Annotated in this window: 24 protein-coding genes; 10 read left to right on the top strand and 14 right to left on the bottom strand. The window is 72.9% G+C overall.

Features of this window, described 5'->3' with window-relative positions; all coding sequences use genetic code 11:
• Positions 1-21: 21 nt before the first annotated feature.
• Both phoU and BR98_RS38370 read left to right on the top strand, forming a co-directional pair.
• Positions 22-702: a phosphate signaling complex protein PhoU gene (gene phoU, locus BR98_RS25095; protein WP_035847715.1), complete on the top strand. Its 681-nt coding sequence runs from the start codon at positions 22-24 to the stop codon at positions 700-702.
• A gap of 160 nt (positions 703-862) precedes the next feature.
• Positions 863-1,051, top strand: a complete 189-nt coding sequence (locus tag BR98_RS38370) for a hypothetical protein (RefSeq protein WP_083976962.1) — start codon at positions 863-865, stop codon at positions 1,049-1,051.
• A 69-nt stretch (positions 1,052-1,120) separates the two neighbouring features.
• Here the strand turns inward: BR98_RS38370 and BR98_RS25090 are convergent, their stop codons facing one another.
• On the bottom strand, positions 1,121-1,879 hold the full coding sequence (locus BR98_RS25090; protein WP_035847713.1) for a phosphoglyceromutase: 759 nt from the start codon (positions 1,877-1,879) through the stop codon (positions 1,121-1,123).
• 144 nt (positions 1,880-2,023) lie between these two features.
• Between BR98_RS25090 and BR98_RS25085 the strand changes: the two genes are divergently transcribed.
• Positions 2,024-3,286 carry an MDR family MFS transporter gene (locus BR98_RS25085; RefSeq protein ID WP_051970194.1) on the top strand — a complete coding sequence of 421 codons (1,263 nt, stop codon included), beginning with the start codon at positions 2,024-2,026 and terminating at the stop codon, positions 3,284-3,286.
• A gap of 19 nt (positions 3,287-3,305) precedes the next feature.
• Here BR98_RS25085 and BR98_RS25080 read toward each other — a convergent pair whose 3' ends face one another.
• The gene (locus tag BR98_RS25080) at positions 3,306-3,839 is read right to left on the bottom strand and encodes a type III secretion system chaperone family protein (protein ID WP_051970193.1); all 534 of its coding nucleotides are present in this window, start codon (positions 3,837-3,839) and stop codon (positions 3,306-3,308) included.
• 69 nt (positions 3,840-3,908) lie between these two features.
• Complete coding sequence (gene mshA, locus BR98_RS25075; protein WP_157538217.1) at positions 3,909-5,174, bottom strand: D-inositol-3-phosphate glycosyltransferase; 1,266 nt, start codon at positions 5,172-5,174, stop codon at positions 3,909-3,911.
• Between the two features lie 279 nt (positions 5,175-5,453).
• On the opposite strand from mshA, the gene BR98_RS25070 reads away from it, so the two are divergent.
• On the top strand, positions 5,454-6,338 hold the full coding sequence (locus BR98_RS25070) for a class I SAM-dependent methyltransferase (RefSeq protein WP_232247534.1): 885 nt from the start codon (positions 5,454-5,456) through the stop codon (positions 6,336-6,338).
• A gap of 156 nt (positions 6,339-6,494) precedes the next feature.
• On the opposite strand, the gene BR98_RS25065 is transcribed toward BR98_RS25070, so the two are convergent.
• Positions 6,495-7,061 carry an O-acetyl-ADP-ribose deacetylase gene (locus BR98_RS25065; protein WP_035847711.1) on the bottom strand — a complete coding sequence of 189 codons (567 nt, stop codon included), beginning with the start codon at positions 7,059-7,061 and terminating at the stop codon, positions 6,495-6,497.
• Positions 7,062-7,426: 365 nt separating this feature from the next.
• On the opposite strand from BR98_RS25065, the gene BR98_RS25060 reads away from it, so the two are divergent.
• The gene (locus tag BR98_RS25060; protein ID WP_083976958.1) at positions 7,427-9,052 is read left to right on the top strand and encodes a PP2C family protein-serine/threonine phosphatase; all 1,626 of its coding nucleotides are present in this window, start codon (positions 7,427-7,429) and stop codon (positions 9,050-9,052) included.
• A gap of 64 nt (positions 9,053-9,116) precedes the next feature.
• Here BR98_RS25060 and BR98_RS25055 read toward each other — a convergent pair whose 3' ends face one another.
• From BR98_RS25055 to BR98_RS25030, 6 genes are all read right to left on the bottom strand, one after another.
• Positions 9,117-9,479, bottom strand: coding sequence for a DUF2516 family protein (locus BR98_RS25055; protein WP_051970191.1), 363 nt, complete (start codon positions 9,477-9,479; stop codon positions 9,117-9,119).
• A 142-nt stretch (positions 9,480-9,621) separates the two neighbouring features.
• A complete protein-coding gene (locus tag BR98_RS25050) occupies positions 9,622-10,191 on the bottom strand; it encodes a hypothetical protein (RefSeq protein WP_035847709.1) in 570 nt (189 codons plus the stop codon).
• On the bottom strand, positions 10,191-10,547 hold the full coding sequence (locus BR98_RS25045) for a helix-turn-helix domain-containing protein (protein ID WP_035847706.1): 357 nt from the start codon (positions 10,545-10,547) through the stop codon (positions 10,191-10,193). Before BR98_RS25045 ends, BR98_RS25050 begins: the two co-directional genes overlap by 1 nt.
• A gap of 297 nt (positions 10,548-10,844) precedes the next feature.
• The gene (locus BR98_RS25040; protein ID WP_232247533.1) at positions 10,845-12,029 is read right to left on the bottom strand and encodes a DNA polymerase III subunit beta family protein; all 1,185 of its coding nucleotides are present in this window, start codon (positions 12,027-12,029) and stop codon (positions 10,845-10,847) included.
• A gap of 133 nt (positions 12,030-12,162) precedes the next feature.
• Positions 12,163-12,351, bottom strand: a complete 189-nt coding sequence (locus tag BR98_RS25035) for a hypothetical protein (protein ID WP_035847700.1) — start codon at positions 12,349-12,351, stop codon at positions 12,163-12,165.
• Entirely contained in the window at positions 12,348-15,680 is a 3,333-nt protein-coding gene (locus tag BR98_RS25030) for a DEAD/DEAH box helicase (RefSeq protein ID WP_051970190.1), read from the bottom strand. The genes BR98_RS25035 and BR98_RS25030 overlap by 4 nt, the downstream gene beginning before the upstream one ends.
• 416 nt (positions 15,681-16,096) lie before the next feature.
• Here BR98_RS25030 and BR98_RS25025 point away from each other — a divergent pair, with 416 nt between their 5' ends.
• The 3 genes from BR98_RS25025 to dmpI all read left to right on the top strand — a co-directional run bounded on the left by BR98_RS25025 (position 16,097) and on the right by dmpI (position 18,275).
• Complete coding sequence (locus BR98_RS25025) at positions 16,097-16,744, top strand: YceI family protein (RefSeq protein ID WP_035847695.1); 648 nt, start codon at positions 16,097-16,099, stop codon at positions 16,742-16,744.
• A 185-nt stretch (positions 16,745-16,929) separates the two neighbouring features.
• Positions 16,930-17,859, top strand: a complete 930-nt coding sequence (locus BR98_RS25020; RefSeq protein WP_051970189.1) for a LysR family transcriptional regulator — start codon at positions 16,930-16,932, stop codon at positions 17,857-17,859.
• A gap of 233 nt (positions 17,860-18,092) precedes the next feature.
• Positions 18,093-18,275, top strand: a complete 183-nt coding sequence (dmpI, locus tag BR98_RS25015) for a 4-oxalocrotonate tautomerase DmpI (protein WP_035847692.1) — start codon at positions 18,093-18,095, stop codon at positions 18,273-18,275.
• Between the two features lie 37 nt (positions 18,276-18,312).
• On the opposite strand, the gene BR98_RS25010 is transcribed toward dmpI, so the two are convergent.
• A complete protein-coding gene (locus BR98_RS25010) occupies positions 18,313-19,278 on the bottom strand; it encodes a LysR family transcriptional regulator (RefSeq protein WP_157537928.1) in 966 nt (321 codons plus the stop codon).
• A 123-nt stretch (positions 19,279-19,401) separates the two neighbouring features.
• On the opposite strand from BR98_RS25010, the gene BR98_RS25005 reads away from it, so the two are divergent.
• Entirely contained in the window at positions 19,402-20,625 is a 1,224-nt protein-coding gene (locus BR98_RS25005; RefSeq protein WP_051970188.1) for an MFS transporter, read from the top strand.
• A gap of 37 nt (positions 20,626-20,662) precedes the next feature.
• Here the strand turns inward: BR98_RS25005 and BR98_RS25000 are convergent, their stop codons facing one another.
• Positions 20,663-21,193 carry a GNAT family N-acetyltransferase gene (locus BR98_RS25000; protein WP_232247532.1) on the bottom strand — a complete coding sequence of 177 codons (531 nt, stop codon included), beginning with the start codon at positions 21,191-21,193 and terminating at the stop codon, positions 20,663-20,665.
• A 413-nt stretch (positions 21,194-21,606) separates the two neighbouring features.
• On the opposite strand from BR98_RS25000, the gene BR98_RS24995 reads away from it, so the two are divergent.
• Positions 21,607-22,404, top strand: a complete 798-nt coding sequence (locus tag BR98_RS24995; protein WP_083976956.1) for a TetR/AcrR family transcriptional regulator — start codon at positions 21,607-21,609, stop codon at positions 22,402-22,404.
• A 37-nt stretch (positions 22,405-22,441) separates the two neighbouring features.
• On the opposite strand, the gene BR98_RS24990 is transcribed toward BR98_RS24995, so the two are convergent.
• Both BR98_RS24990 and BR98_RS24985 read right to left on the bottom strand, forming a co-directional pair.
• Positions 22,442-23,695 (bottom strand): GNAT family N-acetyltransferase, encoded by a 1,254-nt coding sequence (locus BR98_RS24990; RefSeq protein WP_035853838.1) that lies wholly within the window; start codon positions 23,693-23,695, stop codon positions 22,442-22,444.
• A 63-nt stretch (positions 23,696-23,758) separates the two neighbouring features.
• The gene (locus tag BR98_RS24985; RefSeq protein ID WP_035847690.1) at positions 23,759-25,138 is read right to left on the bottom strand and encodes a C40 family peptidase; all 1,380 of its coding nucleotides are present in this window, start codon (positions 25,136-25,138) and stop codon (positions 23,759-23,761) included.
• Positions 25,139-25,197: the final 59 nt, after the last annotated feature.

The raw sequence follows: 25,197 nt of genomic DNA, 5'->3' as shown, positions 1-25,197 counted from the left end.
TACTGAGGAGAAGAGAAGAGCATGCGCGACTCGTACCACGAGGAACTCGACTCGATCGGCGACAGCCTGGTCGAGATGGCCCGGATGGTCGGCTCTGCCATGGGCCGGGCCACCACCGCGCTGCTCGACGCCGACCTGGCGCTGGCCGAGAGCGTGATCGCGGCCGACGACAAGGTCAACGACCTCCACCACGAGCTGGAGAACCGCGCGATCGACCTGCTGGCCCGCCAGCAGCCGGTCGCCACCGACCTGCGGATCGTGGTCACCTCGCTGCGGATGAGTGCCGACCTGGAGCGCTGTGGCGACCTGGCCCGGCACGTGGCCAAGGTGGCCCGGCTGCGCTACCCCGAGACGGCGGTGCCGAACGACCTGCACCCGATCGTGCTGGAGATGGGGCAGCTCGCCCAGCGGCTGGTGTCCAAGGCCGGCCAGGTGATCGCCACCAAGGACGTGGACGCCGCCCTGCAGCTGGAGCGCGACGACGACGCGATGGACTCGCTGCACCGCGAGCTCTTCGCCCACCTGATCGACGACCGCTGGCAGCACGGCATCGAGACCGGCGTGGACGTGACGCTGATCGGACGGTACTACGAGCGCTTCGCCGACCACGCGGTCTCGGTCGCCAAGCGCGTCGTCTTCCTGGTGACCGGCGAGCACGCGGGCGAGTTCATCCCCGAGGAGAAGCCCGCCGCGGACGAGTAGTCCCGCCGGTCCAAACCTGGTCGCGCCGAGGTGTGGGTGCACGGGACAGCCGCGACCCCACCCCTACGCGCCCGTTGACGCTCCGTCAGTACGCGAGCTTCACTCGATGGGCGGGCAGCCTCTCACCGCTGCCTGCCACCATCGAGGAGGGCACCGCACCATGACCACCAACCCCGCCCGGCCCGTACCGACCCCTCGAGCCACCGAACAGGCGTCCTGCTGCGCCCCGGTTCACCAGCCGATCCTGCTCGGCGCCTGCGGCTGCGGTCCCGGCTGCGGCTGCGGCTGCCAGTCCGGTGCACCCTGCCAGTGCGGCAGCGCGACCGGCGGTTGCTGCGGCGGCCACTGAACGAAACGACGTGGGTGGGCCCGGCCTCCTCGGCCGGACCCACCCACGTCGTCGTATTCGCTGAAGGCCTTACTTCTTGCCCTGGTTCTTCACGGCCTCGATCGCGGCGGCGGCGGCCTCGGCGTCCAGGTAGCGGCCGCCGGCGGTGACCGGCTTGAAGTCGGCGTCGAGCTCGTAGACCAGCGGGATGCCGGTCGGGATGTTCAGGCCGGCGATCGCCTCGTCGGAGATCCCGTCCAGGTGCTTCACCAGCGCGCGCAGGCTGTTGCCGTGCGCGGTCACCAGCACGGTCTTGCCCGCGGCCAGGTCCGGCACGATCGCGTCGTACCAGTACGGCAGCATCCGGTCGACGACGTCCTTGAGGCACTCGGTGCGCGGACGCAGCTCGCTCGGGATGTCCGCGTAACGGGCGTCGCCGGCCTGCGAGAACTCGTTGTCGTCGGCCAGCACCGGCGGCGGGGTGTCGTAGGAGCGGCGCCACAGCTGGAACTGCTCCTCGCCGAACTCGGCCAGGGTCTGGGCCTTGTCCTTGCCCTGCAGCGCACCGTAGTGGCGCTCGTTCAGGCGCCAGCTGCGGCTGACCGGGATCCAGTGGCGGTCGGCCTTGTCCAGCGCGATCTGCGAGGTGCGGATGGCGCGGCGCAGCAGCGAGGTGTGCACCACATCGGGGAAGAGGCCCTCGGAGGCGAGCAGTTCGCCGCCGCGCGCGGCCTCCTTCTCACCCTTTTCGTTCAGGTCGACGTCGACCCAGCCGGTGAACAGGTTCTTCTGGTTCCACTCGCTCTCGCCGTGGCGGAGCAGGATCAGTCGGTAGGTCGTGTCAGCCATGGCCCACAGCTTAGTGGAGCCAAAAAACGGGTAGCCGGGCCGGAGGGTCGCAAGTAATGTGCGCATGTCGCCACTGCCACTTACGGTCCCGCTGTCCGGTCACCCCACGCCGCTCACGGGACACCTGCCGCCCCGGGAGCCGCCATGCCCGCCCTCGCCACCTCGCTGCCCACCCGGTTGCGCGGCACCGTCACCGAGTCGGTCGGCGGGCTGCCGTCCGCGTTCTGGTGGCTGTGGATCTCGACGCTGGTGAACCGGCTCGGCGGCTTCGTGGTGACCTTCCTGGCCCTGTACCTGACCGTCGACCGCGGCTACTCGGCCTCGTACGCGGGTGTGGTCGCCGCGCTGTTCGGCCTCGGCTCGGCGATCGCCTCCCTGACCGGCGGGGTGCTGGCCGACCGGATCGGACGGCGGCCCACCGTGCTGGTGGCCCAGGTGCTGACCGCCGCCTCCACGGCGGCGCTGGGCTTCGCCGACGGTCAGCTGATGATCGCAGCGGTGGCCTTCCTGACCGGTCTGAGCGCCAACGCCGCCCGGCCCGCCATCTCGGCGATCATCGCCGACGTGGTCCCGGCCGCCGACCGGGTGCGTGCGTTCTCGCTGAACTACTGGGCGATCAACATCGGTTTCGGTGTCTCGGCGGCGATGGCCGGACTGATCGCCGTGCACGGCTACCTGCCCCTGTTCCTCGCCGACGCGGCCACCACGCTGCTCTGCGCGCTGGTGGTCTTCGCCAAGGTCCCCGAGTCCCGGCCGGCCGTGCCCCCGGGGGACAAGGCCGCGCCGCAGATCAGCCTGGGGACGGTCTTTCGCGACCGGCGGTACATGGCACTGGTCGGCCTGACCTTCCTGTTCGCGCTGATCATGCAGCAGGGCAGCACCACGCTCGCGGTGGTCATGGGCAAGGCCGGGCTCAGCACCACGCAGTACGGTCTGGTGATCGGACTGAACGGTCTGCTGATCGTCGTGCTGCAGATCCCGGTCACCCGGATGATCCAAGGACGCGACCGCGGGACGCTGCTGCTGGTCGCGGCGCTGTTGACCGGTTGGGGTGCCGGGCTCACCGCCTTCGCGGGCTCCTCGGCGCTCTTCTTCGCGTTCACGGTGGCGGTCTGGACGGTCGGCGAGATCATCCAGGTGCCGACCAACATGGGCCTGGTGGCCGAGCTGTCGCCGACCCACGCCCGCGGGCGCTACCAGGGCGTCTCCTCGCTTGCCTGGTCGGCGGCCTCGTTCGTCGGGCCGGTCGTCGGCGGCTTCCTGCTGGACCACGCCGGTGGCGGCACGGTCTGGGGCGGCTGCGCGGTGCTCGGCACGGTGGCGGCGGCCGGGTACCTGGTGGTCGGACGTCGGGCGGACGCCTCGGCGGCTGTGGCCGCCCAGGTCCGGGCCGGGTCGCTCGGCTGATCCGCCCGCCGCAGCTCGGTCAGTCCGCCGCGGGCCGGTCGGCTGCGGCGGGCGGACCGGCGAGATGGGCGAAGGCCGCCAGGTTGCGGGTGGACTCGCCCCGCTTGGTGCGCCATTCCCACTCGCGCCGGATCGCCGAGGCGAAGCCGAGTTCGAGCAGGGTGTTGAACGGCTCGTCGGCGTTCTCCAGCACCGTGCCGAGCAGCCGGTCCACCGACTCGGCGGTGAGTGCCGCCAGCGGCAGCCGGCCGGTCAGATAGACGTCGCCGAGCGAGTCCAGGGCGTAGGCGACCCCGTACAGCCGGGTGTTGCGCTCCAGCAGCCAGCGGAACACCCCCTCGTGGTTCTCGTCCGGGCGGCGGATCACGAAGGCGTTCACCGACAGGGTGTGGTCGCCGATCCGCAGCGCACAGGTCGTGCTGAGCTTGCGGGTGCCGGGCAGCGTCGCGACCAGCGTGTACGGATCGGCGGCGGCCGACTCCCAGCTCACGCCGGCCTCGTCCAGCGCGGCGGCGAGCAGGCCGAGCGCCTCGTCCTTGGTACGGATTGCCATGACGGTGACGTTACCCGCTGGTACGCGCGCACGTCTCGGTTGCCGCCCGGCGCATCGACGACCGCCCGGTCAGACCAGCCGGCGCCGGGCTCCGCCGAGCCGCCCGGCCGGACGGGCGAGCGCGCCCGCGTACACCTCGGCGGTGGTCGCCGCCGCCGCGCCCCAGCCGAAGCCCGCCGCGTGCCGGGCCGCCGCCGCGCCCTGCCGGGCCACCAGCTCGGTCCGGGTGACGTACGGCTCCAAGGCACGCGCCCAGTCGGCCGGGTCGTGGCCGCGCACCAGGGTGCCCGTCTCACCGTCCCGGACCGCCACCGGCAGCCCGCCGACCGCCGCGGCCAGCACCGGCGTGCCGCAGGCCTGCGCCTCCAGCGCCACCAGGCCGAAGGACTCGCTGTAGGAGGGCATCACCAGCACCGTCGCGGCCCGGTACCACTCGGCGAGCTCCGGCTGCCCGACCGGCGGGTGGAACCGCACCACATCGCCGATCCCGAGCTGGGCCGCGAGCTTCTGTAGGGCCTGCGGCTTGGCCAGCCCCGTGCCGGACGGGCCGCCGACCACCGGGACGACCAGGTTGTCGCGCAGCTCGGGACGCCGCTCCAGCAGTGCCGAGACCGCCTTGAGCAGCACGTCCGGTGCCTTCAGCGGCTGTATTCGGCCGGCGAAGAGCAGCACCGCGGCGTCCTGCGGCAGCCCGAGGCGGGCCCGGGCGGCGCGCTGGGCACCCGGCTCGCCTGGGCGGAAGACGTCCAGGTTGACGCCCGGGTGCACCACGGCCAGCTGGTCGGTCCGGGCACCGTAGTGGGTGGAGAGCTCGCCGGCCTCGTCGGCGGTGTTGGCGATCAGGCGGTCGGCCGCCTCCACCACCTGGGTCTCGCCGATCACCCGCGCCGCCGGCTCGGGCGTGTCGCCCTCGGCCAGGGCGGCGTTCTTGACCTTGGCCATGGTGTGCATGGTGTGCACCAGCGGCACCCCCCAGCGCTCGGCCGCCAGCCAGCCGACCTGGCCGGAGAGCCAGTAGTGGGAGTGCACCAGGTCGTAGTGGCCCGGGCGGTGCCCCGCCTCGGTGCGCAGCACGCCATGGGTGAAGGCGCACAGCTGGGCCGGCAGGTCCTCCTTGACCAGGCCCTCGTACGGGCCGGCGGTGACGTGGCGGACCAGCACCCCGGGCGCCAGGTCGACGGTCGGCGGCAGGTCGGAGGAGGTGGCCCGGGTGAAGACCTCGACCTCGATGTTGAGCGCGGCCAGCCGCCTGGCCAGCTCGACGATGTAGACGTTCATGCCGCCCGCGTCGCCGGTGCCCGGCTGGTGCAAAGGGGAGGTGTGCACGCTCAGCATCGCGATCCGGCGCGGACGGCGGCCGCGGCCGGTGGCGAAGGCGTGCAGGCGCCCGCGCGGCGGCGTCTGCCGCTCGCGCCATGCCGTCGACACGGGGTGCTGGATCACCTGACTGGGGCCTTTCTGGTCGGCCGCACTGACCGCTCTGCTGGGTTCAACAGGCTGACAACCCCGGACGGGCGGCCGGCATTCCCGGTCCGGAAGTGACCCCTGCCGCACCTCCCGTCCCGCGCCCGCCCGGGACCGTGGCCACCGGTCCGGTCCGCGTACCCTGCGGGGATGGCTGCTTCCTTCGACCCGGGCTCGTTCGGGCATCCCGCCACGCGCGGTGCGACCGTCCCGCCCGGTACGACGGGTGCGCGCCGGGCGTCGAAGGGCCCCGCCACCCGGCCGGTCGGCACGGTGACCCGGGGCACCACCAACACCAACCGCCTGCGGCGGATGGACCGCTGGATCGTCCACACGCTCGGTGCCCGGCTGCGCGCGGCCGACCCGCCGCCGGTGGCGGTGGACCTCGGGTACGGCGCGGCGCCCTGGACGGCGGTCGAGCTGTACGGGCGACTGCGCGCGGTGCGCTCCGACATCCGGATGGTCGGCATCGAGATCGAGCCGGCCCGGGTTGCCGCCGCGCTGCCCTATGCCGTGCCGCCCGCGCTGACCTTCCGTCGCGGTGGCTTCGAGGTGCCGCTGGACGGTGCCTCGGCGCAGCTGATCCGGGCCGCCAATGTGCTGCGCCAGTACGAGGAGGAGGCGGTCGAGGCGGTCTGGGAGAGGCTGTGCGGGCGGCTGGCGCCGGGCGGACTGCTCGTCGAGGGGACCTGCGACGAGATCGGGCGCCGGCACGTCTGGGTGGCGCTCGGCCCGGAGGGGCCGCGCACGGTGACCTTCGCGGCCCGGTTGGCCGGGCTGGAGCGGCCCTCCGACCTGGCCGAGCGACTGCCCAAGGCGCTGATCCACCACAACGTGCCGGGCCGGCCGGTGCACACCTTCCTGGCCGACTTCGACCGGGCCTGGGCCGCGGCCGCACCCTACGGGGCGTTCGGGGTGCGCCAGCGCTGGGTGGCCGCCTGCGAAGCGCTCGCCGGACAGTGGCCACTGGTGGACGCGCGCGGGCGGTGGCGGCAGGGCGAGGTCACCCTGCCGTGGTCGGCGTTGGCGCCCTGAGCTGCGAACTGTTCGGGGGCGAGCGGCCCTGACCGGCCGGGGGCACCCTCAATTCACTCGAACGAGTTATCGAATTCCTCTGGCGTGTTGACGCGCCGTCAGGCCACTATGGGGGCGCACCAGGTGATGCTCCTTGACTCGTTCAGACTGCTGCACCTAACCCTCCCGCGGCCCCGCCGGGCCGAGCCCCAACGCGTCCGCCACCTGCGCGAAGGTCTCGTACGCCTCCGCCCCGAACAGCACGAACCGCACCTCGTCCAACTCCGCCCCGCCAGCCTCCGCAGCCACCGCCGCCACGGTCGACAGAGCGATTCGCGCCGCGTCCTCCATCGGCCACCGATAGACCCCGGTCGACACCGCCGGGACCGCCACCGTCCGAGCCCCCGACTCCACCGCCAGCCGCAGTGACTCCCGATAACAGGACGCCAGCAGCTCCGCCCCGCGCTCGTACTCCTCGGCCCCGTACACCGGGCCGACCGTGTGCACCACGTACCTGGCCGGCAGCGTCCCGGCCGTCGTCACCACCGCCTGTCCGACCCCCAGACCCTTCCCGTAGTGCGAGGCCCGGAGCCTTCGGCACTCGGCCAGGATCTCCGGACCGCCGGCGCGATGGATCGCACCGTCGACGCCACCGCCGCCCTGCAAGGACGAGTTGGCCGCGTTGACCACGGCATCAACTCGCTGCTTCGTGATATCACCCTGAACCAATGTGATCTGTGTCACCGTCAGCCCCTCGTATCAGGCCGCGCGATCGCCCGGCCTCCCGTCCCGCACGCTAGCCATCAGGCCCGCCACCAGCGTGGCAATAACCACATCCACGCCGACCAGCCAAGGAAATCCCCGGAGATCACGTTATGGTCGCGAAAGGTTCCCTGACTCGCGGTGCCGCGCGGGCACCGCACGCGGATCGAAAGCGTTACCCCGTCAGGGAAGAGGAGGAATCATCCGTGCCCGCTACGGGAGACGGGCAAGGACTCGGCGCCGACAGCCGGTCCAGCGCCCCGGCAGTGGCTGGCGTCCGCCAGTGTGTCGGTGCCTCCTGCCCTGATCCGGCTGCTCCCCCGGTCGAGGACGCCAGCCTGAACGACATGAGCGGGCTGAGCTCCGTCCACGGTCTCGACACCCTCGAGGGGCTCGGCCGACTGGACGGCATCACGGGTATCACCGGCGTTCCCGGTGTGGCCACCTTCGGCGACCTGAGCGGCTTCACCGACGCGGCGCGGCGCCCGCGCCGCCCCGCCACTCCGGACGGCGACTCCGGCGCCCAACCCACCGGCCTCTCCCTCCCCGGCCCGCGGTCCAACCCGCGCCCGACCTCCGGCGACCGCACTGCCGGTCCACTCAAACTCCTGGTGATCGAGAACGACACCACCGACACCAGGCTGATCGAGGAGCTAGTGGCCGCCAGCGGCACCCCGGTGGAGCTCCACCGGGCTCACGGCCTGGCCGCGGCCGCCGCCCTGCTCAGCTCGACCGCGCCACCCGGCCGCCGCGGCCGCGCCCTGCCGCCGGTCGACTTCAGCTGCGTCCTGCTCGACCTGGCCACCCCGTCCACCGGCGGTCCGGCCAGCACCGAGACCGATCCGCTCGACGGACTGCGCGAGGTGCTGCGACTCGCGCCGAACGCAGCGGTCGTGGTGCTCACCGACGCAGCCGACGCCCAACTCGGCGCCGCCGCGGTGGCGACCGGCGCCCAGGACTTCCTGACTCGGGACGAGACCGACGGACGGCTGCTCGCCCGGGCGCTGCGCTACGCGGTCGAGCGCAAGCGGGCCGACGAGTCACAGCGCCGACTGGTCGAGGCCGAGCTGCGCGGGCAGGAGAACGCCCGCCTGCAGCGCCACCTGCTGCCCACCCCGTTGCTGGAGGGCGCCGACCTCTCGTTCACCCGCCGCTACCGGCCGGGCCGCCGACGCGCCCTGCTCGGCGGTGACTTCTACGACGCGGTACGCACCGACGACGGCACGGTCCACGTGGTCATCGGTGACGTCTGTGGGCACGGCCCCGACGAAGCCGCCCTCGGGGTCGCGCTGCGGATAGCGTGGCGGACCCTGGTCTTCGCCGGCCTCACCGGCCAGACCCTGCTGACCACTCTTCAGCACGTCCTGGAACACGAGCGGCGCAGCGAGGAGATCTTCGCGACGCTCTGCATGCTGGTGGTCGCCCCGGGCGCGCCGACGTACCCGTCACCGAGCCGGCACCACCGCGCGGCCACGGCCTCGGCCATGGCCGGCAACCGCACGGCGGGCGAGCGTCCGGCACCAGGGGTGGGCCAGCAGCCGCTGCCTTCCGACCGTCCCGGGGTCGAACACGCCCAGCTGTACCTGGCCGGACACCCGGCTCCGCTGCTGCTCTCAGCCGACCAGCGGCCCATGGTGCTGCCGAGCGATCTCGCCGGGCCGGCCCTCGGCCTGCTGCCCTGCGACGACGCCGACGCCGAATGGCCCGCCTTCCATGTGGAGCTGGAGCCCGGGTGGAGTCTGCTGCTCTACACCGACGGGCTGATCGAGGGCCGGGTCGGGGCCGGGTCCCGCCGCCTCGGCCAGGACGGCCTGGTCGGGCTCATCGGCGACCACCAGGCCCGTGGGCTGACTCGTGGCCGCCTGGTCGACGGCGCGCTCGCCGAGGTCGAGGAGCTCAACGGCGGTGCGCTGACCGACGATGTCGCCGTCCTGCTGCTGGAGCGCAACCAGCAGCCGCCGCTGATGGGCTGACGGAGCGTCCTCGCCGCTCCGCCGTATCACCCTCCGCCGTATCACCCTCCGTCATATCGGAGCGTCACCAGCGGCCGTTGCCGCGCCTACCCAGGGAGCGCCACGCCCTGCTGAGTCGGTCGCTGCCGCCGCGGCCACCCGTCACGGCCCGGATCGCCGGCCGGACGTCCACCATGTAGACGATCGCGGCCACCAGGCCGGCCAGGGTCAGGAAGCTGCTGATGAAGTTCGCGCCGAAGAGCAGGTCCAGGACGAGCGCCAGCCCGAGCACGATCAGCCAGAACGGCTTGGTCTTCTTGTCCGCCGCGCGAAAGGCGTCTTCCCGCCGGGTCGCCGCATCCACGAAGGCGAACGCCTTGAAGAGGATGATCCCGACGGAGAGCCACCAGAACGGATTCAGCAACTGGTAGGACGAGAAGTAGCTCACCCGGGTCTCCTCACTCGAACCTCGCCGCCGTCGTCACCACTTGACTTCCCGCGGCACTGTCCCTCAACCCTGTCACACCGGGGTCGGCAACCGAAGGCGCTTCGCCGACCCGGGTCACGTCACCTCTGCTCGTCCTCCGCCGCTACTTGTCGGTTGCCTTGTCAGCTGCCTTGTCGGTTGCCGGTGCCTTCCGAGCCCGGGTCGACTTCCTGGCCGGCGCAGGCTTCTCCGCCGTCGGCTCGCCCGCAGGCTGCTCGTCGACCTGCTCCGCCTCGACCACCTCGCTGTCGACCGGAACCGTCTCCGTGCGCTCGACCGTCACGGCCGTGGGCTCCGGGCGCCCCGACAGGTTCTTCTCGACGACGTCCTTGCCGCGCTCGGCCAGCTCGTCGTAGACCTCCTTGGCCTTGACCGCGAACCCGGCGGCCCGACCCACCTGCTGCAGCGCAAAGGTCTGCGCCTTCTCCTGCAGCGTCTTGAGGTCGGTCGGCAGCGTGGTGACCGTCCCGACCACCTTGGCCTGCGCCTCCTGCAGCCGCGCCACGGCCGCCTCCTGGGTGCCCTTTCGGTCCACGGCGAGCGCCTCGACCCGTGCCGGCACCTCGCGCAGCTTCTCGTAGGCGAGGTCTCCGGCGCCCGCGAGGGCGTACAGCGGCGTGGGGTCGCTCAGCGTCTTGCGGATCTCGTTCCGGATCTCATCGGTGCCGGGCATCAGATTTTCCTCTCCAGGTTCTCGGTCACAAACGCCTCGTACACGGCCAGCAGCGCCTGCTTCTGCTGCTCGCTGATCGCCGCGTCAGCGAAGATCGCGGCCCGCAGGTCCGCCCCGCCGGCCGGCCGCTCCTCCAAAATCCCCGCCTGCACATAGAGCGTCTCCGCCGAGATCCGCAGCGCCTTCGCGATCTGCTGCAGAATCTCCGCGCTCGGCTTGCGCAGTCCCCGCTCAATCTGGCTGAGATACGGGTTCGACACACCCGCAGCCTCCGCCAACTGGCGCAACGAGTACTGCGCGCTGCGCCGCTGCTCGCGGATGTACTCACCCAGCGAGCTCACGTTCAGTGAAGCCATGCCCCCATGCTGCCCACTCATGCTTGCAAATGCAAGCAGGCTGGCTAGCGGCGCGCACACTGTGGCGTCTTGCACTGCCTTGCGGTGTGTTCTGTGTGAACGCTCCGGCCGACTCGGCAGTCCGATCCTCAGCTATCGGCTTCGCCCTCCCTTCACCGTCACGGTAAGTGGCGGCGCGAGGGGCCGATGGCGGCAGCGCGGCGTGGTGGCAGCCGACGGGCCGGCGGGCGCACGCCTGGCGCTGTCCACCCCTTGGGTGAGCAGCGCCAGACGGCACAAAGGCCACGGGCCGCGTGGTCAGGAGAGGCGGACCGGCATCAGCACCGAGAAGTTCCCTGCCTCGCCTGCCGAGCGAATCGCCAGCGGGCTGATCGCGCCACCGAGCTCCAGCAGCAGCTGGCCCTGGGCACTGGCCGCGAGCGCATCGAGCAGGAACTCCTGGTTCACCGCCACTTGCACCTCCGCAGGCTCCCCCGACGCCGGACTCGCATCAACCACCGACTCCTCGCCGTCCACCACCTGCACCTGCCCATCCGCCCCGACGGCGAGCACCGTCAGCGAGACCGCCGTCCCGGCATCCTCGCCCGCCTGCGGCGTGTACGGGCGGGTCGGGCCGTCGGCGACCGCACTGCGCAGTGCCTCCGTGCTGATCTCGCCCCGGTGGCTGGGTTCCAGGCGGGTGAGTCGGCGGTAGTCGGGGAAGTCCAGGTCCAGTCGCTCGCCCTCGGCCCGGTGCCCGGCGGCCTCGGCGACCACCCGGCTGCCGTCGACGGTGAGAGTCAGCTCCCCGTTGCCTTCGGCAGCGCTGTCCTCGGCGAGCGCGCGGATCCGGTCTGCGAGCGCCACCGGGACCAGGACACTGAACTCGGCTCCAGCGCCAGCTCCAGCCTCGGTTCCGGTTCCGGTTCCGGTTCCGGTTCCGGTTCCGGTTCCAGCGTCAGCTCCGGCGCTGGCTCCGGCCCGGACCGGGGCCTGGCCGACCGCCAGCCGGTAGCGGTCGGTGGCCACCAGTCGCAGCACTTCACCGTCCAGGTCGAACAGGATGCCGCCGAGCATCGGCAACTCGGGGTCGGCGGACACGGCGAAGCGGACGGCGGACAGTGCGGCGGACAGTGCGGCGCGACCAACGGTGATGCGTGTCATGGTGTGCTCTCTCTGGTCGATCAGCTCGTGGACAAGGGAGAGTTCGCGACGCGCGTCGGCCAGGCCGTCCTCCAACCGCCGCAGGTGCGCCTGCAGCACGCGGTGGGCCGCCCCGGAACCCGGTGGCGCGGACAGCACCAAGCGGATCTCCGCCAGCGGAAGCCCCACCCGGCGCAGCCGGCAGAGCAGCCGGGCGTCGGCGAGCTGCTCGGGCGCGTACCAGCGGTAGCCGCTCTGCGGGTCCACCCAGGCCGGGCCGAAGACACCGGCACCGTCGTAGAACCGCAGCGCACTGACAGTCAGGCCGCTCTCCCTGGCCAGCTGGCCGATACTGCGCATCACGCTCTCCATGCCGAGGACTCTGGGGGCTCGACCAGGTCGAGGGTCAAGGTCGAGGGTCGAGCAGGACGGTCGGGCCGAGGGTCGAGCAGGACGGTCGGGCTCGATGGGCTGCCGGGACAGCAGGCGGCCGTCAGTCGGTGAGGGCCCGATAGACCGGCGCGAGCAGCAGGGCGAGATTCCGGCCACCGACGGTGATGTCAGGTGCGGCCAGCAACTCGATCGGCAGCGGCTCCGACGGCCCGTCAGCCGGTGCCTCCTGCTGGAGCGTGAACTCGCCCCTCCAGTAGTCGTCCAGTGGGTTCGCCGCGCGATCGGTCATTCGGTCATCGCCTCCTGGGAGAGGGTCAGCAGTTCGCGCAGCTCACCGGTGGACAGTTCGGTGAGCCATCGCTCCCCCTGGCCGACCGCCACATCCGCCAGCGCCCGCTTGGAGTCGATCATCTCCGCGATCCGCTCCTCGACCGTGCCCGCACAGACGAACCTGCGGACCTGCACGGTGCGTCGCTGGCCGATCCGGTGGGCCCGGTCGGTGGCCTGCTCCTCGACGGCCGGGTTCCACCAGCGGTCCAGGTGGATCACCTGGTTGGCCGCCGTGAGGTTGAGCCCGGTGCCGCCGGCCTTCAGCGAGAGCAGGAAGACGCCGGGTCCGTCCGGCTGCTGGAACCGGGTGATCAGCTCCTCCCGGCGGCTGGCACCGAGGCGGCCGTGCAGATAGAGCACCTCGGTGTCGAGTCGCTCGGCGAGGTGGCGGTGGAGCAGCGAGCCGAACTCGGCGTACTGGGTGAAGACCAGCGTGCGGTCGCCCTCGGCCAGCGCCTCGGTCAGCAGTTCCTCCAGCCGGGCCAGTTTGCCGGAGCGTCCGGCCACCGGCGAGCCGTCGTGCGGGAGTTGAGCCGGGTGGTTGCAGACCTGCTTCAGCCGTCCGATCGCACCGAGCACCGCGCCCTTGCGCTCCACGCCCTTGATCCCGCGTAGTCGGTGCAGCAGGTCGGCGACCACCGCCTGGTACAGGCCCGCCTGTTCGGCGGTCAGGGTGCACCAGACGGTCATCTCCTGCTTGGCCGGCAGCTCGGCCAGCACCCCGGGATCGCCCTTGCGTCGTCGCAGGATGAACGGGCCGGTCCGACGCCGCAGTTCGGCGGTCCGGGCGACACTGGCCTGCTGCTCGACGGGGACGGCGTAGCGCTCCTTGAACGCGGCGGCCGAGCCGAGCAGCCCGGGGTTGGCGAAGTCCAGAATGGCGTGCAGTTCGGCGAGGCGGTTCTCCACGGGCGTCCCGGTGAGCGCGATCCGGTGCGCAGCCGGGATCGAACGCAGCGCGCGGGACTGCGCGGTGGCGCTGTTCTTGACGGTCTGCGCCTCGTCGGCGATCACCCGGTGCCAGGCGATGGTGCGCAGTTGCGGGGCGTCGCGCTGGACCAGACCGTAAGTGGTGATCACCAAGTCGGCTCCGGTGACGGCGGCGTGGAGCTCCTCGCCGAGCGGCCGTTCCGCGCCGTGCTGCACGTGCACGCGGAGCATCGGCGCGAACCGGGCAGCCTCGCGGCGCCAGTTGGCGACCAGGGACATCGGGCAGACCAGCAGGGTGGGGCCGCGGTCAGTGCGGCCGGGGTCAACGCGGCCGGGGTCAACGCGGCCGGGGTCTGTGGCTCCGGGCCCTGCCGACCGGTCCGCCGCATGCTCCGCTGCCAGGAGGGCCAGGGTCTGCACGGTCTTGCCCAACCCCATGTCATCGGCGAGCACCGCACCCAGTCCGAGACGGCTGAGTGCGCTCAACCAGGCCACGCCGCGTTCCTGGTACGGGCGCAGCGTGGCGCCGAACTCGGCGGGGAGCCGGACGGCTGCGCGGGCCACGCTGTCGCTCCCGTCCCCACCACTCCCGTCCCCACCGTTCCCGCCCTCACCACTCCCGTCCCCACCGTTCCCGTCCTCACCACTCCCGTCGCCGAGCAGCTCGCCGAGGACGCCGGCCGCCCGGATGGCGCCGATCGGCAGACCGGCGACCAGGGATCCGGGGTCCAGCGCCAGCCGCAGCAGCGGTCCGGGGTCGCTTTCGCCCTGGCCCTGCTTGGCCAGGAAGTCAACGGCGGCGGCGATCTGACGCGCGTCCACCTCGATCCACTGACCGCGCACCCGGACCAGTCCGCGCTTGGCAGCGGCCAGGTCCGCGAGCTCCTGTTCGGTGAGCGGGTCACCGTCCACGGCGAGCTGCCAGTGGAAGGCCAGCACGGCGTCGCGGTCGAGCCGCTCGGTCCGTTCGACCGCCGCCGTGGCCGGGCCACGGACCGTGAGTGCCATGCCCAGGCGCGGTCGGCGCTGCCACCAGGTGGGCAGCAGCACGCCGAAGCCGGCCTCGGCCAGCACCGGCGCGGCTTCACGCAGGAATTCGAGTGCGCCGTCCCGATCGAGGGTCAGCGCCTTCGGTCGGGTCTCGCGCAGCGCGGGGCGCAGCTCGGCGCGACAGCGGGCGGCCCGGTCCAGTTCGGCGAGGTAGCCGGCCTGTGGGTCGTCGGTCTTGCGCTCGAAGGCGGCGAGCGCGGCGCCACCGGCCCAGAGCTCGGCGGCCGAGACCAGGAGCGAGGGCTCGTCCACGGCTTGAAGCAGGAAGTCGATCCGCCAATGGTCGCCGACAGCGCGACCCTCGGGATCGGTGGGGTCGGGGCCGAGCGGCTCGACCAGGCGGAAGCAGAGCCGCAGCGCGGGTTCGGCGGGGACACCGGAGGCGTACCAGGCGGTGAGGCGGGCGGCCAGCTCGTCCAATGCGGCAGCGGCCCCATCCCCGTCGCCGTCCTCGACCGTGATCCGGCCGTCCGGCGAGGCGAGCGCGGTGAACCAGCGCTCGGCCAGACGCGCGGCCGGGCCGTCCGCCGGCGCCGAGCCCCGGGGGATGCGGAGGGCGCCGGGGTGGTCGGCGAGGGTGGCGCGGACCTCGCGGTCGGTCAACACATCCAGTACCTCGTCCACCAGCACCGCGCCCGACCGCTCGCCGCGCAGCACCCGGGGGCAGCCGTCGGCGAGGGCGGTCGCCGCACGGCGATCGGCAGCGGTTGGCACCGGCCGCCAGCGGGCGTACGCCACCTCGTCCTCGGGGACCTCGGCCTCCACCAGTCCCAACCCCGACCCCAACTCCGGCCGCACCGGCACTGGCGCCGGCACCATCCCCGCCTCCAGCCCCGGCCGCACCGGCGCCGCCCCTGCCTCCGGCTCCGGCTCCGGCTCCGCCTGCACCGATATCGGCCGAACCAGTCCCGGCAGTACCTGGCCCCGCCCCACCAGGCGCCAGGCCAGGTCGTGCACCCCGGTGAGCCAGCGCAGCGAGGCGCCGTACGCGACGTCGGCCCGCCCCACCCCGGGTACGTCGGAGCTGGTCAGCGCCCACTGCGGATCGAAGAGCTCCCCCAGCAGCTGCGCGCTCTCGGCCGGCCCGAAGACCAGCGCCGGTACTCGCCAGGCACGCAGCGACACCGCGTTCGGCGCCCGGCCGCTCAACAGCTCGGGCGAGGCCGTCGGCACGCCACTCAACGAGGGCAGCGCCAACGTGGCCCACCGCTCGGCGGCCTGCCCGGCAAGCCACTCCAGCCCGGGCCCGATCCCGCCGAGCACCTCCGCCAGCAGCGAGGCCGAGCAGGCGAACGGATGCGAGCCCACCGCAGCCCCAGGCTCACCGCCCCCGCCGCGCACCGGTTGCCTCGCCTGCCCCAGCGCTCGCGCGTCCTCGGCCCAGAGCGCCACTCGGCCCCCCGCACGCCACAGCCCGTGCACGGCAAACACCGCCGCCTGCCACCTCCTCCCGCTGCTTGTCTCGCAGCCTAACCACGACCCGCGACAACCAGGTGCCTGAGCTCCTCTGGACGCCGGCCGGCCAGTCCGCGTTCGCGCTGGTCAGGGTGGTGCTGCGGCAGTCGCAGCTCGACGGGCTGGGTGGTGGCGGAGCGCGCTGCACCCCCACCGACACGCACCATGGGCCAATCGAGCGACATGGTTGAACTTTGAACGAGATCGCGCTACGGTGGAGCCAACAAGTTGAAGCCTAAACAAATGGGCTTCCGAACCGAGGAGTCACCATGGGCCTGTTCAACCGCAAGGGCGCCGAGACCGCGACCAGCACCGAGACCGCCGCTGCGACCAGCGCCGCGACCGCCCCCACCGCAGTGCTCGATGCCGCCGCCACCGACCTCGCACACCTCACCGGCGACTACACCATCGACACCACCCACAGCCGCATCGGCTTCACGGTGCGCCACGCGATGGTCACCAACGTGCGCGGCGAGTTCTCCGACTACCAGGGCACCCTGCACCTGGACGGCAGCGACCCGGCCGCTTCCAGCGCGGAGCTGGTCATCCAGGTCGCCAGCATCAGCACCGGCAACGAGCAGCGCGACGGGCACCTGCGCACCGGTGACTTCTTCGAGGCCGAGTCGCACCCGGAGATCAGCTTCCGCAGCACCGCCACCGAGCAGCTGGACGCGGACACCTACCGGATGACCGGCGATCTCAGCATCAAGGGCACCGCCCGCCCGGTCGTGCTGGACCTGGAGTTCACCGGCACCGCCACCGACCCGTACGGCATCCAGCGTCTGGGCTTCGAGGGCCGCACCACCGTCGACCGCACCGACTTCGGCCTGAGCTACAACGCGGCGCTGGAGACCGGTGGCGTGCTGATCGGCGAGAAGGTCAAGCTGAGCTTCGACATCTCCGCCGTCCGCGCCTGACACTGCCCGATCGACCACCGGGACCGCGCGAACCACCCGAACCGCCCGGACTGCGCGAACCACCCGGACCGCCCGGACCACCCGGAGCGCGCGAACCACCCGCCACCTGTTCGTACCCCCATAGCCCCCGGCCCCGCCCGATGCGGCAGGATGACCGGGGGCCAGGGAACGGGGAGGACCAGCCGGTGGAGCTTCGCCAACTGCGCTACTTCGTCACCGTCGCCGAAGAGCTGCACTTCGGGCGCGCCGCCGAGCGGCTGCTGATCGGCCAGCCCGCCGTCAGTCAGCAGATCCGCCGCCTGGAGCGGGAGTTGAAGGTCGACCTGTTCGACCGCACGCCCCGCACGGTGCGCCTCACCAGCGCCGGCGAGGCCTTCCTGCCCGCAGCCCGCGCCGTCCTCACCGCCGAGGACGCGGCCCGCGCGGTGGCCGCCGATCTCGCCGCCGGCCGACTCGGGGTCTTCCGACTCGGCACGATCACCGGCCTGGGCGACCGCCTGGACCGGATCCTTGACGCCTTCGAGCGTCAAGCACCGGGCGTGCGCGTGGAGTTGGCCGCGCTACCGGTGCGCGAACGCCTTGCCCAACTGACTGACGGGCGACTGGACGCCGCCTTCGTCCGTGGCGCCGGCAGTACACCGGCGCCTGGCGAGGATCCGCCGGACCTGCGCTATGTCCCGCTCTGGCAGGACGAGTTGGTGGCCGCCGTACCGGCTCGTCATCCGCTCGCCGAACGGTCCGAGCTGCACCTGGCCGACCTTGCCCCACTGCCGATCCGACTGACCGAGCGCCGCAACCACCCGGCCCTGGTGGACTTGGTCCTGAGCAGCTGCCAAGCCGCCGGCTTCGAACCGATCCCGGGCCCGACCTCCAGCACGCTGCAGGACACCCTGGCCGCGATCGGCGCCGGCACCCCGATGTGGACGGTGGTCTACGCGGCCAACGCCCGGATGCTGCGCATCCCCAGGGTCGCCTTCGTGCCGTTCGCCCCACCCGGCCTGGCGCTGGGCGCCGGCCTGATGGTCCGCAACGGACCCGGCTCACCACGGCTCGACCTGCTGCTCGCCGCCTGCCGAGCCCGGCCGACCGCGCCGCCCCGGCCGCCCAGCTCCTGACCGCCCCAGCCTCCGACCACCTCGCCCCCGACCACCTCGCCCCCGGCCGCCCAGGTCACCCCCGCCATCCCGGTCACCCCAGCTCCCAACGCGCCCACCAGCAACGATCAGGATCAGTGATCGCTGCGAGAGCGATTCGGGTCTGGGTCACACCCCACCCCGGGCGGTGAACTGTTCCTGTCGGCAGAACGCACCGGAGAGGCCGGAGCGGGCCGCGAGTCGAGGAGCACACCATGCCCATCGTCACCATCCAGCAGGGCCCCCGTGACGTCGAGCTCAAGCGCGACCTGGTCGCCCGGATCACCGACGCGTTCGTGGACGCCTACCAGATCCCCGCCGAGGCCGTGCAGGTCTGGATCCACGAGGTGCCCGCCGACAGCTGGGGCGCGGCCGGCAAGCTCACCGCAGACAAGTAGCCCACCAACAGGTAGCCCACTGCCAGGCGAGGAACGTTCAGCTGAGCAACGCCGCGTCCTCCGCCGCCATCCAGGCGGCCGGAGGCGGCGTCAACCAGCCCTCTCGCTCGCCGAGTTCGGCGGCCTGGGCGAGGAGCAGCGCGACCCCGGCGGCCACCGGCCCGGGCCGGTGCACCAGGCTCACGAGGGTGAGCGGCACCGGGTCCACCAGCGGGCGGGTGACCACGCCGGGAAGCTGCGGGCCACCCGTCGTGGTCAGCATCGGGTCGCCGTGCTGGGCCAGGTAGCGAGCCGTCTCGGCGGCCCCGACCGGCGGTGCGAAGGGTGCTGCGGCGGTCAACCCGTGCTCGCCCAGCAGCCGTTCACCGAAGGCGGTCCACTCGGTGGTGGCCGGGTTGCCCGCGCAGATGTCCACCGGTGAGCCGACCAGCTCGGCCACCCTGATCGCCGGCCGTCCGGCCAGCGGGTGGGTCTGCGGCAGCAGCAGCGCCACCCGTTCGAGCCGGACCGGCCGTTGCACCAGCCGCTCGCGCAGCGCGGCCGGCAGTCCGCTGAACCAGCCGAACGAGGCGTCCAGCCGGTCGGCCAGCAACTCCCGTACTCCGGCGGTCAGTCCACCGTGGTAGCGAGCCAGCAGCTCGACCTCGGGGTCGGCCGCCCGAGCAGCGGCCAGGATCCGTTCCCCGGTCAGGTCCTCACCGGTCACGGCGCTGTTGAGGTCGACCAGCACCGGCCGATCGCGCTCCGCCGGGGCGAGCATCTCGGCCTGTAGCGCGAGCAGCCGCCGGGCCTGCGGCAACAGCCGCTCCCCGGCGGCCGTGAGTGCGACGCTGCGCGTGGTGCGGGTGAACAACTCGCGGCCGAGCAGCCGCTCCAGGCTCTTGATGTCCCGGCTCAACGCCTGCTGCGCCAGGTGCAGCCGGGCCGCCGCCTGACCGAAGTGCAGCGTCTCGGCGGTGGCGACGAAGCCGCGCAGTAGGCGGGGGTGCAGGTCCTCGGGCATGCGCGGCAGCGTAACAAGGATTGACAACACAGTTGCGTCAATGACTGGGAACAGGTGTTGGACCGGACCGGGGCCGGGCGACCAGGCTGAGGGCATCCCCTTGATCTTGCTGTCTGGAGCCCTGTGTTCTCGTCCTACCGCCGCGTCCTCGCCCCACCCGGCGCGCTTGCCTTCACCCTCTACGGGCTGATCGGCCGGCTCTCCTACTCGATGCTCGGCGTCAGCCTGCTGACCGCGATCGTCGCGCGCCGCCACTCCTACGCGCTGGCCGGGACCGTCTCGGCGGCCGGGATGATCGGCGTGGCCCTGGGCATGCCGCTGCTCGGATGGCTGGTCGACCGGTACGGGCAGAGCCGGGTCTCGGTCCCCACCGCGCTGGTCTCGGCCGTGCCGCGCACCGCCGCACCGTTCCTGATCCACGGCGGCGCCCCGGGCTGGCTGCTTTGCCTGGCCTCCTTCGTCGCCTCGGTGGCACCCAACCTCGGCGGGATGTCCAGGGCCCGTTGGACCCATCTGCACGGCACCGACCCCAGTGCGCTGCACAGCGCCAACTCGCTCGAGCAGGTGCTGGACGAGCTCTGTTTCATGGCCGGCCCGGTGCTCGGGATGCTGCTCTGCACCACCCTCTACCCGGAGGCGGGGCTGCTCGCGATCTCCGCGCTCTCCACCGCCGGCGCGCTGCTCTTCGCCGCCCAGCGCCGTACCGAGCCGCCGATCGCCGCGGCGCCGAGCGGCGGCTCGCGCTCGCCGTTGCGGTCCCCCGGGACGCTGGTGCTGCTGGCCGTCTTCTTCGTCACCGGGATCCTCTTCGGCTCCATGGAGATCGGCACGCTGGCCTGGGCCGGCTCGCACGGTCACCAGTCCGTGGCGGGCGTGCTGCTGGGCCTGCAGGCCGCCGGCTCCTGCGTCTCGGGGCTGGCCTTCGGGCTGCTGCCGGCCCGCCGCGCGCCCGGCACCCGGCTGCTGCTCGGGCTGACCGCGATGAGCTGCCTGATGCTGCTCCCGGTCACCGTCGCCGGGCTCGGCGGCGGTCCGGGACTGCTCGCGGTCGCCCTCTTCCTGGCCGGGACGGGCACCGCGCCGACCATGGTGACCGGTATGACGCTGCTTCAGCGCGTACTCCCGGCGGCCGCCCTGAACGAGGGGATGGCGATCGCGGTCTCGGGCATCGTCACCGGCATCTCGGCCGGCTCGGCACTCGGCGGTGCGGTCGCCCAGCAGAGTGGGGGCGCCGGCACCGGCTTTGCCCTCCCGGCGGCGGCAGCGGCCCTCGCGCTGCTGGTCGCACTGGTCGGCACCCGGTGGCTGGCCTCGCCCGCAACTGCCCGAGTCCCAGCCCGCCGCTGACACCCGCCCCGCCGCCCGCCCCCGAAGCCCACGCCTGCTACGGGCGCGCCCAGGTGTACTCGTACTCCGCCAGCTCGACCCCGCCCGGGAAGACGCCCCACCCCTCGCCGGTGCGGACACCCCCGGCCCGCTCGTAGAAGGCGACGGCCCGGCGGTTCGCGCGCAGCACCTCCAGATAGAGCGCCGACTTCGGGTGCTCCCGCGCGACCCAGGCCCGTGCCTCGCCCAGCAGTGCGGCCCCGGTCCCGGCGCCGGTGTGACCGGGGCGGACGTGCAGGTTGTCCAGCAGCACGCGGCCGTCGGGCTGCGGGACCAGGTAGCCGAAGCCGACGAGCTCCCCGGCTGCGGTCTCCGCGATCAGCAACCGCGGCGTGTTGGCCGGCTCGCCGTAGTCGGCCGTGAGCCGGATCGACCAGACCTCCTGCCGCTGCTCGGCCAGCCCCTCGCCCAGCGCCTCGGCCGGGACGATCCCGGCGTACGCGGTGCGCCAGCTGTTGGCGTGCAGTTCGGCCACGGCCGCCGCGTCGGCGGGGCCACCTGGGCGGATCGAGACATCGGTGTGGATCACCTCCTCATCCTGCCACGGCTCCCTCGGGTTGGACTTGAACGCGTTCAAAGTCGGCGATACAGTCTCCGCCGACGGTCTTTGAACGCGTTCGAAACGGAGTGGTCCCGGTGGACTGCACAGCTGTCAGCCATGCCGCAGAGGTACGCGTCGCCAGCCGCGACACGGCCTGGGTGGCCTACCGACCCAGCCGTGGTCGACGGATCCACCAGCGCCACGCATCGGTGCGACCGCCACGGCGACCGCAGCCGCGGCCCGCCCGCCCATGACCGCTCCCCGCAGGGCGGTGGTACCGGATGCGGAGGGGGCATCCGGTACCACCGACACCAGCACCACTACCAGCACCGCCGCTGCCGTCGCCGCGTGGCCGGTCGCGCCGACAACCGCCGCTCGCGGCACGGCTAGGCTCAGTCCCTGTGGATGACGAGAGGACCCCGGCGGGGCAGACCGGCAGCAGCCCCGGCGCGAGCGAGCCCACCCCGGCCGCCGCACAGGCAGCCGAGCTGCCGGGGGGTCGCGCCCGCCCCAAGACCGGCAAGAGCGAGCAGACCCGCGCGCTGATCCTGGAGACCGCGATGCGGCTCTTCCAGGAACGCGGCTACGAGAAGACCACCATGCGCGCGATCGCCGCCGAGGCCGGGATCTCGGTCGGAAACGCCTACTACTACTTCGAGTCGAAGGAATTCCTGATCCAGGGTTTCTACGACCGGATGACCCACGAGCACGCGGCGGACGCCAGAGAGCGCCTGCGCGGCCACACCGAGTTCGCGGACCGGCTGGAGATCGCCCTGCTGTCCTGGCTGGACTGCGCGGCGGCGTACCACGAGTTCGCCGCCCAGTTCTTCCGCACCGCCGCCGACCCGAACAGCTCGCTGAGCCCGTTCGCCAACGAGTCCCACCGGGCCCGGGCCACCGCGGTCGATCTGTTCCGAGAAGTGCTGCTGGGCTCCGACCTGGCCCGCAAGCTCGACCCCGAGCTGGTCGAGCTGCTCCCCGACCTGCTCTGGCTGCACCTGATGATCGTCGTCCTCTACTGGGTCTTCGACCGGACGCCGGAGACCGAACGGACCCGCGAGTTCGTCAAGCGCTCCACGCCGATGGCGGCGCGGGTGGTCAGCCTGTCCCGCTACCGGGTCTTCCGCCCGATCGTGCGGGACGCCAAGGGGCTGATCCAGGAGTTCATCCTGCCGACCATAGGCCGCACCGCCAAGTAGCACCCCATCCGTGACGGACCGTATCTGTGACGAACCGTCAGAAGCCGTCCGGGTTCCAGGCCTTGAGCGGGGTGGAGAGCAACCGGTCCAGCGAGAAGGCCGCGCCCGGGTGCCGCTCCTCGACCAGCCCGGCCGCCGCCAGCCGGGCGGCCGACTCGGCGCCCAGGTAGAGGCTGCCCAGCGCCGAGGCGGTGAGCGCGAGGTCCGGCTCCTCGGTGCTGGGCACCGCCCGGCCGGTCCCGTCGGCGTCCGCCTCCAGGGCCCAGCGGCCTGCCACGTACCCGTCGGGGTCGGCCACCTCCAACACCACCCGCCCCGGGCCGGCGTAGCTCCGAGCCCCGAAGGCGGTCGGCAGGTCGAGCACCCGCAGCCACATGAAGTCGAAGTTGTCGGTGTGCGGCACCGCCGCACGGGGGTCGTTCAGCAGTAGCGGCAGCGGATCGTCGGGGCCGACGTTCTCCACCACCACCCGGCTGACCCAGTCGACCCCGAGCAGGTAGCGCCACAGGGTGACGGCGGTCGCCCGGTCCAGGGCGAGGAAGTCCGTCACCGTCAGCGTGCAGTCGGGGTAGGCGCCGTCCCATTGGTCGTTGACCCGGTAGGTCGCCAGGCCGGTGACGGTGCCGGCGGCGTCCCGGTGGACGACCGCGAACGGCTCCTTCCAGTCCGTGCCGGGCGGGGCGAGCTCACCGGTGGCCATCTTCCAGAACGCCTCGTCCCGGCCGATCGCGCCGGGCTGGCGGTGACGCCAACTCTCGTGCAGCGCCGGGCCGATCTTGCCGAGCTCGGCCATACCGACCAGGTCCAACCGGCCCCCGACCGCGCCGGGGAGGTCGGCGCGCAGGCCGCGGGCCCGCTTGAGGTCGATCTGCCAACCGTGCAGCCGGGTGGCCGGGCCGAAGCCGAAGCGGCCGTAGATGCCGTACTCGGCGGCGATCAGGATCGCCACCGACTCGCCGCGCTCGCGGGCGGCCGCCAGGTCCTGCCCCATCAGCCGGGTGAGCAGGCCGCGCCGCCGGTGGGTCTGAGCGGTCGTCACGCCGGTGATCGCGGAGACCGGCAGCAGCGCACCGCCGGGCAGCGTCAGCTGGTTGGGCGTGCTGCGCAGGGTGGCGACCACCCGGTCCCCGTCGAAGGCGCCGAGGGTACGCCCGGGGAACAGCCGCAGCCGACGGAACTCCACCCCGTCCGGCAGGCCTGCCCGCATGAAGCCGACGCTCACCGCGCTGCCCCAGGCGGCCAGCCCGTCCTCGTCGATGGCACGGATCTCGATCGGTACGTCGCTGCTCATCCCGCCACGGTAGGCCCGCCCGCAGGCCCGCGGCATCCGATTTTCCGGCCGCCCGGCCGGCGCCTACGGGCGGGCGTAGAAGTCTGGTGGGCCCATGATCCAGAGGCTGGCCTGTTTGATCGCCGCGCCGGGGCGGGGGGCCTCGATGATCTGGTCGTCACCGAGGTAGATGGCCACGTGGTAGATGTCGGCGGCGCGGCCGGTGTGGGTCCAGAAGACCAGGTCGCCGGGGCGCAGCTGACGGTAGTTCACGGGGGTGGACTCGGCGTACTGGTCGGCGGCGAAGTGGGTCAGCCGCTTGCCGCCCTGGCGCCAGGCCAGCATGGTCAGGCCGGAGCAGTCGTAGCCGGTCGGGCCTTCGCCGCCCCAGATGTACGGCAGGCCGAGCTTGGCGCGGGCGAAGTCGAGCGCCGCCTGGGCGCCGACCTCGGACCAGGGGGCCGCCTTGGGCGGTGCCGCGTCCGGGTGCTGGGCCCGCGCCGCGTCGGCCTGGGCCCGCGCCGCGTCGGCCTGGGCCTCGGCCTCCTGCTGGGCCCGGGCGGCGGCCGCGGCCTTGGCTGCCTCCTCCGCCTGCTTGGCCGCGATCGCCTCCAGCGCCGCCTGGCGCCGGAGTTCGAGCTCGACGGTGGTGTCGCGGGCGGCGGCCAGTTCGCCGAGCAGCCGCTCGCGTCGCCTGTCGAGCCCGACCACCAGTTGCTGCTGCTCGGTCACCCGGGCCTGCGCCTGGGCCTTGGCCTGCTCGACCGCGCCGGCGGCCCGCTCGGCCGTGTCGGTCGCGTCCGAGGCGGCCCGTGCGGCCTCGGCGGCGGCCTGGGCGGTGGCGGTGGCCGCGTCCAGGATCTGCCGGGTGGTGCGCCCGGCCGCGCCCACCGCGGCGGCCTGCTCACCGGCGGCGCGCGGGCCTCGGGCGCCCAGCAGGGCGTCGATCGCGGAGAGTTCGGGGGTGGTGCCGGCCCGGTAGGTGGCGGCGGCCAGGCTCGCGGCGTCCTCGGCGGCCTCGGCCCGGGCCGCCTGCGCCGCCGCTGCCCGGGCGGTGGCGGCTGCGGCCGCAGTGCGCGCCGCGGCGAGCCTGACCTGGGCTCCGTTGTAGGCCTCCACGGCCTGCTCCGCCACCAGCGCGGCCCGGTCGAGTTCGGTCTTGGCACCGGCCAGCTGGGCCTCGATGGCGGTGGCGGCCCGGGCCCGTCGATCGGCCTCGGCCTGGGCCTGGGCGATCTCACCGGTGGACGGGTACGGCGCTCCGTCGGGCGCCGCCGGTTCCTCGGCGACGGCGACAGCTGACGGCGCCGGGTCCTCGGCGACGGCGACGGTTGACGGCACCGGGTCCTCGGCGACGGCGACGGCCGACGGCACCGCGCCCGCCGACGGGACGGCAGGGCTGGCGAGCGACCCGGCCAGTACGGTCAGGGCCAGCAGCAGGGTGAGCCGGAGTCTGCGTGGCACCAGGGAAACCTCATGTCCGACAAGCCGCCCAAAGATCAACGAAATATCCCATCACGTGA

Source organism: Kitasatospora azatica KCTC 9699, from assembly GCF_000744785.1.
GTDB lineage: Bacteria > Actinomycetota > Actinomycetes > Streptomycetales > Streptomycetaceae > Kitasatospora > Kitasatospora azatica.
Note: the sequence above shows the minus strand (reverse complement) of the source record. Positions and strands in the feature narration are given on the sequence as shown.